At 37.9% G+C, this 14,449-nt stretch carries 9 protein-coding genes; 4 read left to right on the top strand and 5 right to left on the bottom strand.

Annotated elements, in window-relative coordinates:
• Positions 1–24: 24 nt before the first annotated feature.
• Both fbaA and ABJH98_RS10755 read right to left on the bottom strand, forming a co-directional pair.
• Positions 25–1,089, bottom strand: a complete 1,065-nt coding sequence (gene fbaA, locus ABJH98_RS10760) for a class II fructose-bisphosphate aldolase (protein ID WP_348307676.1) — start codon at positions 1,087–1,089, stop codon at positions 25–27.
• Positions 1,090–1,313: 224 nt separating this feature from the next.
• The gene (locus tag ABJH98_RS10755; RefSeq protein WP_348307675.1) at positions 1,314–3,860 is read right to left on the bottom strand and encodes a M14 metallopeptidase family protein; all 2,547 of its coding nucleotides are present in this window, start codon (positions 3,858–3,860) and stop codon (positions 1,314–1,316) included.
• A 147-nt stretch (positions 3,861–4,007) separates the two neighbouring features.
• Here ABJH98_RS10755 and ABJH98_RS10750 point away from each other — a divergent pair, with 147 nt between their 5' ends.
• The 3 genes from ABJH98_RS10750 (at position 4,008) to ABJH98_RS10740 (ending at position 9,373) form a co-directional block, all read left to right on the top strand.
• On the top strand, positions 4,008–4,904 hold the full coding sequence (locus tag ABJH98_RS10750) for a hypothetical protein (protein WP_348307674.1): 897 nt from the start codon (positions 4,008–4,010) through the stop codon (positions 4,902–4,904).
• A gap of 163 nt (positions 4,905–5,067) precedes the next feature.
• Entirely contained in the window at positions 5,068–7,548 is a 2,481-nt protein-coding gene (locus ABJH98_RS10745) for a PIG-L family deacetylase (protein ID WP_348307673.1), read from the top strand.
• 139 nt (positions 7,549–7,687) lie between these two features.
• Positions 7,688–9,373, top strand: a complete 1,686-nt coding sequence (locus tag ABJH98_RS10740) for a sodium:solute symporter (RefSeq protein WP_348307672.1) — start codon at positions 7,688–7,690, stop codon at positions 9,371–9,373.
• Between the two features lie 46 nt (positions 9,374–9,419).
• Here the strand turns inward: ABJH98_RS10740 and ABJH98_RS10735 are convergent, their stop codons facing one another.
• The 3 genes from ABJH98_RS10735 to ABJH98_RS10725 all read right to left on the bottom strand — a co-directional run bounded on the left by ABJH98_RS10735 (position 9,420) and on the right by ABJH98_RS10725 (position 13,379).
• Positions 9,420–9,968: an outer membrane beta-barrel protein gene (locus ABJH98_RS10735; protein WP_348307671.1), complete on the bottom strand. Its 549-nt coding sequence runs from the start codon at positions 9,966–9,968 to the stop codon at positions 9,420–9,422.
• A gap of 163 nt (positions 9,969–10,131) precedes the next feature.
• On the bottom strand, positions 10,132–11,133 hold the full coding sequence (locus tag ABJH98_RS10730; protein ID WP_348307670.1) for a hypothetical protein: 1,002 nt from the start codon (positions 11,131–11,133) through the stop codon (positions 10,132–10,134).
• Positions 11,130–13,379: an efflux RND transporter permease subunit gene (locus ABJH98_RS10725; protein ID WP_348307669.1), complete on the bottom strand. Its 2,250-nt coding sequence runs from the start codon at positions 13,377–13,379 to the stop codon at positions 11,130–11,132. Before ABJH98_RS10725 ends, ABJH98_RS10730 begins: the two co-directional genes overlap by 4 nt.
• A 591-nt stretch (positions 13,380–13,970) precedes the next feature.
• Between ABJH98_RS10725 and ABJH98_RS10720 the strand changes: the two genes are divergently transcribed.
• Positions 13,971–14,234, top strand: a complete 264-nt coding sequence (locus ABJH98_RS10720; RefSeq protein ID WP_348307668.1) for a hypothetical protein — start codon at positions 13,971–13,973, stop codon at positions 14,232–14,234.
• Positions 14,235–14,449 lie beyond the last annotated feature (215 nt).

The raw sequence follows: 14,449 nt of genomic DNA, 5'->3' as shown, positions 1-14,449 counted from the left end.
ATTATTTTACAAATACAATTGAGCTTATGCGTTTCTATTGATGTTATTCAAATCCTCGAATGCATCTTTCAATCTAGCTACAAAAGATTTTTCAGCTTCTCTGGTCCATACTCTAGGATCGTAGAATTTTTTGTTTGGACTGTCATCACCTTCAGGGTTTCCAATCTGTGCTTGAAGATAGCCTTCGTTCTTTTGGTAATAGTTTTTCACACCATCCCAATAAGCCCATTGCAAATCTGTATCGATGTTCATTTTGATAGCACCATAGGAGATAGCTTCTCTGATTTCTTCTCTAGTAGATCCAGATCCACCGTGGAATACGAAGTTTACGGGGTTGTGACCTGTTCCATATTTCTCTTGGATGTGATCTTGAGAGTTTTTCAAAATCTTAGGAGTCAATTTCACATTACCTGGCTTGTATACACCGTGTACATTTCCAAATGCAGCTGCTATGGTGAATTTATCACTAATCTTACCTAATTCTTCGTAAGCGTAAGCCACTTCTTCAGGCTGAGTATATAGTCTTGACTCATCTACATCAGAGTTGTCTACACCATCTTCTTCACCACCTGTGATTCCTAATTCGATTTCGAGTGTCATGCCCATTTTTGACATACGCTCTAAATATTTTTTACAAATCTCGATGTTCTCTTCGATAGGCTCTTCAGACAAATCGATCATGTGAGAGGAGAAAAGAGATTTTCCAGTTCTGGCAAAAAATTCTTCACCTGCATCCAACATGCCGTCGATCCATGGTAATAATTTTTTAGCACAATGGTCCGTGTTCAAGATTACAGAAACACCATAAGCTTCTGCCATCATATGCACGTGATGTGCACCTGCAACCGCTCCAGCAATAGCAGCTTTTTGCCCGTCGTTGGACAACCCTTTGCCTGCGTTGAATGCAGCACCACCATTTGAAAACTGCACCATTACTGGAGAGTTCAACTCTTTGGCTGTTTCTAATACTGCATTGACAGAACTACTTCCAATTACGTTAGCTGCTGGTAAGGCGAACTGATTTTCATTCGCATAATTCAATAATTCTGTTACTTCGTCTCCAGTGAGAACCCCTGATTTGAATTTCATTTCTTTAGTGTGTTTTTAGTGATCTGAAGCCGTGGTAAATTCTCGAAACTCCTGATAAAAATAATTGTGATTATTAAGGCTGGCAAAGATATGTATTTGTATCAAATTATCATTGAAATGAGAAAAGACAATGCTGATTCGTAATGCATTGATTGAATTATTGGATTATTCATAATTTATCGACGTGAAGTTATGAAAATTGCAAATGAATAGGCGTTCTGTTGTCAGCGAGCCGATCCAGCTTCGATTATTCCTCCAAAGAACAGTGCGTTTAGGAAGAGTCTATTGGTACCATACCAATAAGCTCTGAAATTCGGATTGTCATTGAAAGAGATGATCAAGCCTTTGCCAAAAGCTGAAAGTCCTATTGAAGGAGTATTAGGCAATTGTTTTAAATTTTCTTCGGATATATAACCTGCAAGTAATGGATTGTCAGAATACTGAATCGGTTGCGCATAAGGATTCTTGGCTACTTCCATGAATTGTGTTCCGCGTTTAAATATGGGTAATGTATCATCAGGAAACCCGAAGCCTATTGGATGTGTTAAATCTATTTTTGTTTCAAAAATAGCTCCTCCAATGCGCTGAGCTCCACTTGATTTTGAACGCTGGTTATAAGTCAGGAATTTTTGAGTGGTGTCTTTGGTTATTTTTTTGTATTTCATTTTTGACAAACCGATGTCTGAAGCCCATTTTCCTGCTGTTCGAGTGGTAATTATATTACCTCCGTTCTGAACCCATGTATTGAGTTTGGCTTGAGTTAAGGTGCCATAACTGCCATCAACCATTATAATAGTATTGTATGCTGAAAGGTTAATGTTATTCAATTTGTCAATTGTGACCATAGGCAAGGCCATTCCTATTCTTTGATCCAAAAGATGCCATACTTCTCCTGCTTCATACGAATTCACTCCTTTGCCAATAACCAATAAAGGCTTCGGAATTTTTAATGACTCGAATTTTGGACTGCCTAGTTGAAATCCAGTGGAATTTCCAGTTGCACAGCTAGAAATGGGAATTTGGTGTTTGGTCATTAATTTTTGAAGCTGCTGATAAAAAATATCTTCCTTTAGAATTTGGTTTTTAACGGGTATGATAATGGAACCTCTTTCAAATAGCTGTCCATCGGAATCAGTCCAAGATTCGGTAGCTACCTTTGTTCTTAGACCTAATTTTTGGATGTCATATAATAAAGCAGGCGCTTGGGAATCTTCCCAGAGAAAGGCATAGGCATAGCTACTTTGTTCTAAATCATTAGTTATAGTTGGGAATGATGTCTGAAGTAAGCGGTCTCCAAGTAAGTTTTCTGAATATTGTTTCTCATTTAATGCCAAATATTCGAGGTCAAATGCTAAGGGTAAAGTCCAAGCTGAAACATCATAGAAAAGACTGTCTTGAAATGCCGTTCTGGATTCAAAAAGCGCCTTCATCATTCGGTTTTGATTTTGTTTCAGTGGAATGATGAAAGAGTTAGATGTGTTGAAAGAACCGAATTTTTGATTCAATCTAAATACTTCAATTTGATGAATATCTAATATGCTAATGAATGCTTTCAACTTATTGTGATCGTTGGCCGCTGAGAAAACATAGCCTTTAATGTCATCTTGGTCTGCTAAAGAAGGGATTTCTGTATAGAAATTTTGTTGATGAGTTAGTATTTCAGATTTCAATTCATTGGCCGCTTTAAGGGTTGATAATGAAGTGGTCAGGTGATTTTTTATAGCAAAAGGAAAAGTCAATACGCCATTATCACTTTGTTGGGCATGGCTTCTTGCACTGGCTTGTTCGAATAGAATGCCGATTCCACCGTTCACATCAGGATAGCTGGAGCCTTTCCCTACATAAAAGTCGTCGAATGATTCCTTGGAATAATACAACGATCCTATTTCATCTAATGCTTTGGCATGGTAATCTGCAATTTTTTGTGTGAGTTCATAGGTTTTACTTGGCGTCAATGGATTGTTTCTACTTGGAATGCCTGGTTGGAAAAAATAAGTGCCATTGGAGCCCATTTCATGATGATCGGTCAGTACATTAGGTTTCCATTGGTGAAATTGCTGTACTCTTCCTTTGGATTCTGGATGTTGTACAGGGAGCCAGTCTCTGTTGAGATCAAACCAATAATGATTCGTTCTGCCACTTGGCCATGGCTCGTTTTGCTCAATGTTGTTTGGATCTGTGACCAGATTCAAACTTTTTTTACTATTTACCCACGAAGCGAATCGATTTAATCCGTCAGGGTTATAGCTTGGGTCAAGAAGAATTATTGTGTTTTTCAACCATTCTTCAATTTCAGCACCCTGAGCTGCAGCTAAGTAATATGCTACTAATAGAGCTGCATTGCTGCCGCTAGGCTCATTTCCATGAATACTATACCCGAGATAAGCCACTAAAGGCATATTGTTGAGATCCAGATTTTTTGATAGGTTGAAATCAGAGAGCTGAAGGTGCTCTTGTCTGAGTTTTTCTAAGTTTTGAATATTATCAGGAGACGAAATTTTCAAGGTTAAGAGGGGCCGATTTTCATGACTTCTCGCATACTCTTCAATTTCTATTCTATCCGATGCTTTAGCCAAAGCATACATATATTGGACAAGTTTGTCATGGCTGATGTGCCATTCACCCACTTCATGACCGATAATAGATTTGGGTGTAGGAATATTGGGATTTAATTCCGTTTTGGATGGTAAATAATAATTAAGCGAGGTTTGTCCAAAGCAGGTAAGTGATGCTACAGAAGTGACCCAGAAAAATAAAATCCTTAAAATCATATTTAATTATTTGGTTCAAACTTAAGCTTTTTCAGCCTTTGTCACTTTTTTTTCAAATAAATCTATGGTCGAATTAAACCTTTCACAAAGATCAATGTCCAAGAGCCAAACAAATTTGAAAAAAGACAATCATTAAATACTAAAACCATGAAAAAGTTATTCGGAATAGTAATCTCAACTGCTGCTTTATTCTTTTACTCTTGCTCAGATGATGTGGAGAGTACTGATGATAGTACTGCTATTGAGATCGCTATCGAGGACGCAAGTCTTGAGACTACATCTAGTGAATTAATGGAAGAAATTGATGAAGCTGCTGATTTTGCAACAAATTCGTTTGAATCCAGTGGAGGCAAATTGTTGAATTCGATTGGATTTGGAGGAAGGCGCTTTGGTGATTGTGTAACGATCACTGAAGATGAAGCTACAAATACTAAGACGATTGATTTTGGAGAAGAAGGGTGTGAAGGCCGAGATGGTAGAGTCAGAAAAGGAAAAATCATTATCGTACATGAAGGAGAAAGAGATACACCAGGGTTCAAACGCACCATTACATTAGAAGACTTTTCGGTTGATTCAATTGAAGTGGAAGGTACAAGGGTACTGACTTATGTATCAGGAACGGATACAGAAAAAGAGTACAATGCGACTTTGACTGGTGGTAAATTGACTTTTCCTGATGGTACTGAAGCCACTAGAGAATCTACTAGAACCCGGATTGCTAGCTTCGATGAGGAGGGTGAAAAAACTCAAGTGGAGAGATTTGGATCAGCTATGGGAATAAACCGTGAAGCTTTAGCCTATGATAACTCAGTAGACGAAACTACTCCAATCCTGACACTAAGCGATTGTAGAGAAGTGGGAACTTTTGCTCCAGTTTCGGGCATACTGAGCATCAACATAGAAGGGGAAAGCGAAAAAATAGTTGACTTTGGTGATGGCACTTGTGACCATTTGGTCACTATCACTCAAGATGGAGTTTCAGAAGAAGTAGAAATCGATCCAAAGCAAAGACGTAAAAGAAGATTTAGAAGAAGAAATAACTAAGGTTATATAGATTAGGTTAAAGTAGGATAGAGGCCCGCCCATTGGGTGGGCTTCTTCTGTTTTAAAGTAGGTACAACTCAAAGCTGAAATCACCGTTTAGCACTTATTGTTTTTTTCTTAATGCTTAGCCAACTATAATTGTTGGAAATTTTATCATTCTACTATGCAATCACCGCGACTCAAACTACTCCTTTTCTCATTTATTATATTTTTTTCAGCTCAAGCACAACAACCTAAAAAGCCAAATGCTGCTGACATTCAATTAATGCTTCAGAAACTCAATGTATTAGGTTCCGTGCTCTATGTAGCCGCCCATCCAGATGATGAGAATACTAGAGTCATAGCTTATATGGCTAACGAAAAGAAATTTAATACCGCTTATTTATCCGCCACTCGTGGTGATGGAGGACAAAATCTAGTTGGATCTGAAATTAGAGAATTATTGGGTTTGATTAGAACACAAGAATTACTAGCTGCAAGAAGAACAGACGGAGGTCAGCAGTATTTCAGCCGAGCTAATGATTTTGGTTATTCAAAAAGCCCGGAGGAGACACTCGAAATATGGAACAAAGATCAAGTGTTGGCTGATTTTGTTCGGGTTTACAGAAAGCATAAGCCAGACATTATTATTACTAGATTCCCTGGTACTGGATTGGGAGGGCATGGTCATCACACGGCTTCAGCTCTCTTGGCTAAGGAGGCATTCGAATTAGCTGCAGACAAGAAAAAATTCCCAGAATCGGCCAGTCAATATGGTGTTTGGCAACCCAAAAGATTGTTATTCAATACGCACCCTTTCTTCTATCAGAGAGCAGGTATAGACATGGATACGGCCTCATTGATGGTACTTGATTTAGGAGCTTACAATCCATTACTCGGTAAGTCATATCCTGAAATAGCCTCCTTGAGCAGAAGTATGCACAAGAGTCAAGGATTTGGGTCTACAGGATCAAGAGGAACACAAACCGAATATTTCGATCACACAGCAGGTGAAAAAGCAAGTGATATGTTTAGTGGAATAGATACTAGCTGGAATCGAGTGAAAGGCGGTGATAAAGTAGGGGTACATGTCGACAAAGCCATTTTGAATTATGACCCAACAAATCCATCTATCATTGTTCCTGATTTGATTTTAGCTTATCAGGCTTTGGAAAAAGTAAGAGATCAATATTGGAAAAATTTAAAGCAACAAGAAATTAAAGATTTGATCAAGGCTTGTACGGGCTTGTATATAGAGGTGAAAGCTGATCAATTTGCCTATACACCAGGTGATTCAATGAAATTGAGCGTGGAAGCCATCAACCGTTCGGATGTAGAAATGCGAATGGCCTCTATAAAATTAGGTGCTTACCAAAGCTTCACTATTCGTCAGCAGTTGATTAACAATCGTCCATTTAATATGGATATGGATTATCTATTGGATGAAAATGCAAGTTACTCTGATCCATATTGGTTGAAAGAAGAGGGTTCATTGGGTATGTACAAAGTAGCTGATTCGAATCTGATCAGCACACCCGAAAATGCTCCAGCATTGTCCTGGGTTGCAACTATTGAAATCAACGGAACATTCCTTACTTACGAATTACCTGTTGTTTATAAGGAAAATGACCCAGTAGATGGTGAAACTTATAGACCACTTGAAATTACACCTCCCGTTTTTCTCAATATTTCGGAGAAAGTCTATGTTTTTGGCAACGGCACCTCGAAAAAAGTGGATGTGCAAGTATTGGCAGGAAAATCAGACGTAAAAGGAGATTTGACTTTGCAAATTCCTTCAGGGTGGAAAGTAGAGCCAGAAAGCTATCCATTCGAATTATCTGACAAAGGAGCGGAGGCTACCTACAGTTTCGAACTTTTTCCTCCAGCTACGGCGCATAGTGGGGAGATTGGGGCTGTTGCCAGTATGGATGGCCAATCATTTAACAATAGTTTGGTTCGAATCGAATACGATCATATTCCAGTACAAGCACTTTTTCCAGTTTCCAAAGCCAAAGTGGTGAAAGTAGAGTTGGAGAAACGAGGAACCAACGTAGGTTATATCGTTGGATCTGGAGATGAAATACCAGCCAGTTTGGAACAGATAGGTTATCAGGTGACAGAGTTAACCAATGGTGATATCACAGCAGACAAAATGAAAAATTATGATGCTGTAATTGTCGGTATCAGAGGATACAATACCAATGATAGACTTAAATTCTATCAAGAAGAATTGATGCAATACGTGAAAAATGGTGGAACCATGATCGTGCAATACAATACTGCTCATAATTTGGTCACTGAAGAATTGGGGCCATATCCATTGAAAATCTCTAGAGATAGAGTGACTGTAGAAGAGGCAGAAGTGAGAATATTAAAACCAGAGCATGCATTGTTGAACTCCCCAAATAAAATCAGTAGTGAAGATTTTGAAGGTTGGGTTCAGGAAAGAGGGTTATATTTTCCTAATGAATGGGATGAACAATATGAAGCCGTGCTTTCATCCAACGACCCAGGTGAAGAAGCCAAAGATGGCGGTTTGCTAGTAGCCAAATATGGTGAAGGGTATTATATCTATACCGGATATTCATGGTTTAGAGAACTGCCAGCAGGCGTGCCAGGTGCGTATCGTATCTTCACGAACATGATCTCGATCGGAAAAGAATAAAAATTCAACTAACTCAGCTACTCTTGGACTCTTTGGATAAACCTCCTTTTTTTAAAACCTGGAAAACCATGTACTTGGTTGTTTTAGGTAATTTGGTTGTCATTATTTTATTGTTGTATTGGTTTAGCAATTCCTTCAAATGAGTACTTTAGATTTATTTGTTCTATTTGGGACTTTGGGGCTCATTGTAGGTTATGGTGTTTATAAGACTCTAGGCACTAAGGACATAGATGGTTATCTGCGTGGAGGTAGCAGCATGAAGTGGGGAACAATAGGTCTCTCCGTTATGGCTACACAAGCCAGTGCGATTACTTTTATCTCTACTCCTGGTCAAGGCTATGAGAGCGGTATGGCATTCGTTCAGAATTATTTTGGATTGCCTATTGCCTTGATCATTGTCGCATTCGTTTTCATACCCATTTATTATAAACTCAAAGTCTATACGGCTTATGAGTATTTGGAAAACAGATTTGATAAAAAAACGCGCTTATTAGGAGCTTTTCTTTTCCTAGTACAAAGAGGATTAGCAGCAGGAATCACTATTTACGCACCGGCCATTATTCTTTCCACTATTTTAGGCTGGGGTCTTTCTTGGACTATTTTGTTGGTAGGTATTTTAGTCATTATATACACGGTAAGTGGTGGGACTAAAGCAGTGAGCTTAACCCAAAAACATCAAATGACAGTCATTTTGATAGGTATGGCCATTGCTTTTGGATATATCATTCATTACTTGTCTGACTATGTCACTTTTCCAGAAGCACTTCATATTGCAGGCAGTTTGGATAAACTGAATGCAGTTGATTTTTCATTTGATTTTGAAAAACGTTACACCGTTTGGTCGGGTATTTTGGGTGGCTTGTTTTTAGCCTTGTCCTACTTTGGTACAGATCAGTCGCAAGTTCAGCGCTACTTGGGTGGGAAAAATACAGCAGAGAGTCGTATGGGCTTGATGTTCAATGCGTTGATGAAAGTACCCATGCAATTTTTCATCCTGTTGACAGGAGCGTTGCTTTATGTATTCTATATATTTTATCAACCGCCAGTACATTTCAATCAGCAAAGCTTAGATGCTGTTGAACAGAAAATAGGAGTGGAAAATGTAGCAATTATTACCGAAGACCATGACTATTGGATAGGCAAGAGAAAAGCCTCAGCTATGGTCTATAAAGATGCGCTTGGATCAGGGTCTATAGAAGATCAGAAGGAAGCCAAGCAGCTGTTACAATTTACTGCTGAGCAGGTGAACGATTCTAGGTCTGAAATGAAAAATCTTATTGCATCTACTGATCCTGCCATCAAACTCAAAGATTCGGATTATGTATTCCTGACTTTTATACTGAATTACTTGCCTCAAGGGATTATAGGGCTTTTGATTGCTGTTATTTTTTCTGCCGCCATGTCCTCCACTTCAGGAGAACTTAATGCATTGGCATCTACCACCGTTATAGACTTTTATAAGAATCTAATCAATCCCGATGGTACAGAAAGTCAGTATATGCTTGTCTCTAAATTGATGACCGCTGGTTGGGGCGTGCTAGCGATTTGTTTCGCTTTTATGGCGCATCAGTCTGAGAATCTGATTGAGATGGTGAATATTCTAGGATCACTTTTTTACGGAAATATCCTGGGTATATTTCTAGTAGCCTTTTTCTTTAAGTATGTGCAAGGCACTGCCGTGTTTTGGGCTGCAGTGATCTCTCAGGGACTTGTCATCAGTTTGTTTCTAAATACTGATATTGGCTACCTCTGGTTCAATGTGATCGGTTGTGTTGGGGTGATTTTGATTGGTCTGATAATAGAAACCATAAAACCTAGGGCATAAAAAAAGCCAGACTTAAAAGCCTGACTTTAATTTTCTAATTGATTTCTTAGTTTCCAAAAGTGTAAACTACACCAGCATTGATTGCTATGTTAGCACTTTCGTCTCCACTAAAGTTTTGAAACTTAGGAGTTTGATATTTTAGTTGAGCATTAATTCCTAGTGCATCGCTCAATGGGAAAATTGCTCCAACTCCGATATTAAGACCAGTTTCGGTGCTTGATGTACTACCACCACCATCTACTTCGAATTTTCCTTTCATGAAACCGATTCCAGCCAAACCGTAAACCTGAGTGTCACCAGTCATAAAATAATATCTATAATCAATATTAAAAGAGCTAAGTGTAAAGTCACCACCATCAACAGAAGACTTGAAATACCAGTCGTATGATAGGTTTGCACTCATAGCATCTGTAAATACGTACTCAAGAGAAGGTACAATTCCAAATCCCATTTTAAAATCTCCATCATCATTGATACCTGCTTTGGTTCCAAGAACTAAGCCAAGGCCACCTCTAATGTCTCCTTGTTCCTGTGCCATAGCACCGTTAATTGCGAATAAACCTACTAAGGCTAATGCGAGTAATTTAGTTTTCATAATTTTAATTTTAGGTTTAAAGATTAATCTGGAGTCATTGAATAAACTCACAGAACGATAAATAACTTATGTAATATTGCATTTTTTATATAAAATACAAGGGAAAATCAGGAAAATTATAAGAGTGGAATGGGTGCTTTTTATAGAAGTATAAGGCTTTGGTTTAATTTTTGGAATACTGAATTCTCAGTATTTTTTCCGCTGGTTTATTTTGAGGCGTGAAGGCTGTGTCATTGGTGCCTCCAGCCTCAGCGTGTTTGTAATGCCACTTCCAAGCGAATCCGCCTGCAAACCACTCTTCATGCCAATAAGTTTTGAAAATGGCTTCATAAGCATTTGCTTGTCCTTTTAAATTTGGCCCTGCAGATATTAATTCATTTTTCCAGTGCCCGCCAGCGCAGTAATCAACACTTCTGAATCCGTATTCTGTGAATAGCACTTTTTTAAGATGGCTGATGGCGAATTTTTCAATTACCAACTTTGTTTTTTGATTTTTTTCTATTAGTTCTTTGCGGCTTGGTGTATGAGATTCGCTCATTGGAAAATAAGCGTCTATTCCGATAAAATCTAATTCGTTCCAAAATGTAATGTTCTCATAATTATCCCAATTGGCAGAGTAGGTTAGATGCCCCTCATATATCGTTCTAATTTGCTGAATCAATTCTATCCAATAGGTCGGATGTTTAGTTGCCATTTGTCTAATTTCAGTACCAATAGAGATCATCTCTACTTTGAGATCTTGTGCTACCGAGGCAAAGTGTAGGATATATTGCGTGTAGCTCGTTTTCCAAAGTTCTAAATCTTCGTTATTGTCAAAATCTAGGTCTCCAGCCCATCCATGGCCACTTACCCAAAGATGCGGTTTAAGCATAACCTTCAGATTAGATTGATGAGCCAAATCTATAGCTAGTTTGACGCCTTCGGTGGTTTCTCCTTGCCATTGCCTGGGATGATCATAAGTGACTTTCGGTTTTGTGGGACTGCAGAAAGCATAAGGAATGACTGCCACCCAATTGGCACCTGTATTTATGATGGGTTTATAGTGTTCTGTTTGAATCTCATATGGAGGGGCTACCAGGCACAAACCATTTATTTTCTCTTCCTTGGATTCTTGGGCATTTGTACAAGACCAAAAGCAAACCAGAAGATATAATTGTAGTTTCATCTGGTTAAGTTTTTAGAAGGCAACCACCAAAGCAATAAAACGGGTAGTAAAAATAAATCTGCTAATAAGGCATTGATGAAGGATAAACAAACGAATAATCCCATGTAAAACGTTGCGCTGAAACTTGAAAAACAAAAGACAATGAAGCCAGAAGAAAGAATGATAGTGGTAATGATAATAGGCCTGCCGGTTTTGTTAAGCGCCGCTCTAACAGACTCTTGTTTGGATTTTCCCTGGAGGTATTCATATTTGAATTGACTAAGAAAATGAATGGTGTCATCCACCACTATACCGAAGGAAATAGCGAATATTACTGATGTACTCAAGTTGAGTGGTATTTGAAAAAAGCCCATTACAGCTGCGACTGCTAATATTGGGAATATATTAGGGATTAACGTTATGATTATCATTCGCCATGATTTAAACAACAAGCCAGAAATAAGTCCAACGATTATCATAGCTAAGACTAGCCCTTTAATTAAGTTTTTTGATAGCAATTCATGGCTTTTATCAATAAGAAGGGTCGTGCCTGTTAGTCGATAGCCGAGTAACTGAGGATTGACTTTTTCACTTAATACATTCATGAGTTTGGCATGTTTTAAAGTAGCATCTCTAGATCCTAAGTCTTGAAAGTATCCGGTGATTTGCGCTTGAGAATCTGAGCTTACTTTTATCGACTTTCGTTCAGGATGATATTTCTTAATGAATTGAAATGCTTTTTTCCATTCTTTTTCCGTGTCTGGCAGTTTGTAATAAGCAGGAGAAGGGCCATGAAGACTTTGATTGGCTAGTTTAACTATAGAAACAGGTGAGGTTAAATCTCCAGCACCAGTGTGAACCCTGATCTCTTGTTCAATTTTATCCATCTCAGCTATGATGGTTTTGCTATATATAGGTAAAGCTGGATTTTTAGTCCATAAACTCAGAGTAAAGGGTTTGGAACCAGAAAACTCCTGATCAAAAAATACAAAATCAGATTTTACGGGGTCATTTTTTGGCAAGTCATTAACCAGATAGGCATCAATCTTCAGTTTTGATATTCCCAATAAGCAAATAGCAAATAGGATGAAAGCAATAAATGCCACTACTTTTCCTCGATCCAAGATGATATTATAAATTCTTGGAGAGAGCTGATTTAAATATGATTTTTCAGACGGTGGGGTTATCGTTGGTTTAATGATTGTTACTATAGTAGGGTATAATAAATAAGTGATCACAAAAGCAATGATAATTCCAGCTGCAGCATATATTCCAAGATCAATAATAGGTTTGACATTGATTGTAATCAAAGTCAGGAATCCCACGGCCGTAGTAAACGAAGTAAGGAGAGTTGCAAACCCAACTTGCCTTACAGCATGATTAATTGATAATTTTAGATCAGTGGTTTTTGCATATTCTGCTTGGATATGTGAATACAAATGAATGATATCTGACATGGCCACAACTAAAAGTATGGTAGGAATAAGAGAAGATAAAACATCTATTTCTTTGCCTGTAACGGCCATGAACCCTATAGTTGCAACTACTGAAAATCCAGCTATACTCATTGCGGTTATGATCAGAGTCAGTCTTCGCATAAATACCATCAGCCACCCAAATATTAAAACCATGGCGAATAAAATGAACGATGCAAAATCAGACTTAACAGCATTTACAAAAGCTGTTTGAGCTACTGCCTTTCCAGCGAGTCTAATCTTAACAGATTGTGAATTGAAAATTTTTCTAATCTCACTTACATATTCATCTGCAGTTTCTTTGGTTTTGAATCGTTTGTGGATAATAACTGCCTTCAGACTATTTCCAGATTTGGAAATGAACATTTCGCGATACAGAGGATGTTGATAGAATCTTGCACTATCTTTTTTGATTTTTTCGACATTAGATAGATGGAGGAGTGGAATGGGCAACAGTCCCATGGGTGTATGGACAGCAGTTCGCATTGACGTCGGGGAGTGAACTTTCAAAGTACTAGCCAATTTGGCTATTTGGCGTATTCCACTATCTATTTGGTTTAAATATTCTAAATCGAATAGGCGATCTGGTGTTTCAAAACCAATGAGTAGGTAATCATTGTCATGTCCGAAGATTTGACTGAATTCCTGATAGTAAATTAGATCTGGATCATTATTGGGAAAAAAATTTTCCAGCTCATAGTCAAATTCCAAATGACGCAATTGCGTGGCTAAAAACGCAAGGCACAAAAACGCAAATAGAATAGAAATAATAGAGGTCTGTTTGTTGATCATTTTGAGCCTTTATAATGTCACCATGAAAATAGCGAATTCCCATTTGAATTTTGCTACTAGGTACAAGTACCTAGATTAAAATGTGGTATCAGTACCTATTTCAAACGTCGGAGCGAAGGCCTACTTTTGAACTATCGATAAATAACTATTTTATTGGTGAGGGAATCAACCTAACCTTTTTTAAGTATTCTTTTGATAAACGAAGTTAACCTAACTAACAATTTTGCTTCATTATTCTTTGGCCAGTTCATAACGTTGATCTGGCTTTTTTTATTTCCAAAAGTGAATGAAGTTATATTTACCCTGCTCTTTTAAGTCTTAGCGCAGCGAGACTTGAAAGGTCAGATCCTTAGCAAGTCTTGAGACTTGATTATCGTAAAATGTTTTAAGTGGCCCTTGCAAAACACTTAAAACAGCGAGGGTAATGGACTTGTCTAACCCGGCACCTTCTCCACTCTAATAATCTTTTAGTATAGTCATAAAAAAAGGCCAACATTTTCATGTTAGCCTTTGTGTAGTAGCGGGAGCAGGACTTTTAATCTAATTGATTATCAGATAATTATAAAATATTAATAACAAAATTAGACTAAAATGGAAGCATCAGAACAAGTGCCACGGTATAAAAGCAAGGCTTTGGAACCGATCGATGAACTTTTGAAATCAAGAGGAAATATCTCATTTTCCACGGAATTAATTCAAATAATGAAAGCTGTTGTAATGGCAGACGAACGAGAAGTCTCTTGGCAAAAAGACATGAATAATGCTACCTGGTTACTGGAACAGCTCCATGAATGTCTTTGTATTAGAATGAATGAGATTTATCAATTGACAGAACGAAATGAAGTAGACTTTTAAAGGAGATTTAGGGTTGACCACCCTTCCACACAAAACAATATTTTCAAAACCATATAATGTTCGTCTTGAATTGTTGAATAAAATCGTAAAATCGAAACGTTCCATTTTGAACAATCCTTAAAAAAGAGATGTACCGTTTGATGTTCTCTAAAACGGTCAATTCATAGGGGCAATATGCTGTCCAATATTCAAGAAACCAAGAATTTGGAAAAGGT

Source organism: Reichenbachiella sp. (assembly GCF_039969095.1).
Lineage (GTDB): Bacteria > Bacteroidota > Bacteroidia > Cytophagales > Cyclobacteriaceae > Reichenbachiella.
This window is presented reverse-complemented; position numbering and strand designations above follow the sequence as displayed.

What these genes read in the sequence shown, in the direction of transcription:
- ABJH98_RS10740 (WP_348307672.1), top strand. Translation starts at nt 7,688, where the DNA reads ATGAGTACTTTAGATTTATTTGTTCTATTTGGGACTTTGGGGCTCATT.
- ABJH98_RS10755 (WP_348307675.1), bottom strand. Translation starts at nt 3,860, where the DNA reads ATGATTTTAAGGATTTTATTTTTCTGGGTCACTTCTGTAGCATCACTT.
- ABJH98_RS10735 (WP_348307671.1), bottom strand. Translation starts at nt 9,968, where the DNA reads ATGAAAACTAAATTACTCGCATTAGCCTTAGTAGGTTTATTCGCAATT.
- fbaA (WP_348307676.1), bottom strand. Translation starts at nt 1,089, where the DNA reads ATGAAATTCAAATCAGGGGTTCTCACTGGAGACGAAGTAACAGAATTA.
- ABJH98_RS10730 (WP_348307670.1), bottom strand. Translation starts at nt 11,133, where the DNA reads ATGAAACTACAATTATATCTTCTGGTTTGCTTTTGGTCTTGTACAAAT.
- ABJH98_RS10720 (WP_348307668.1), top strand. Translation starts at nt 13,971, where the DNA reads ATGGAAGCATCAGAACAAGTGCCACGGTATAAAAGCAAGGCTTTGGAA.
- ABJH98_RS10745 (WP_348307673.1), top strand. Translation starts at nt 5,068, where the DNA reads ATGCAATCACCGCGACTCAAACTACTCCTTTTCTCATTTATTATATTT.
- ABJH98_RS10750 (WP_348307674.1), top strand. Translation starts at nt 4,008, where the DNA reads ATGAAAAAGTTATTCGGAATAGTAATCTCAACTGCTGCTTTATTCTTT.
- ABJH98_RS10725 (WP_348307669.1), bottom strand. Translation starts at nt 13,379, where the DNA reads ATGATCAACAAACAGACCTCTATTATTTCTATTCTATTTGCGTTTTTG.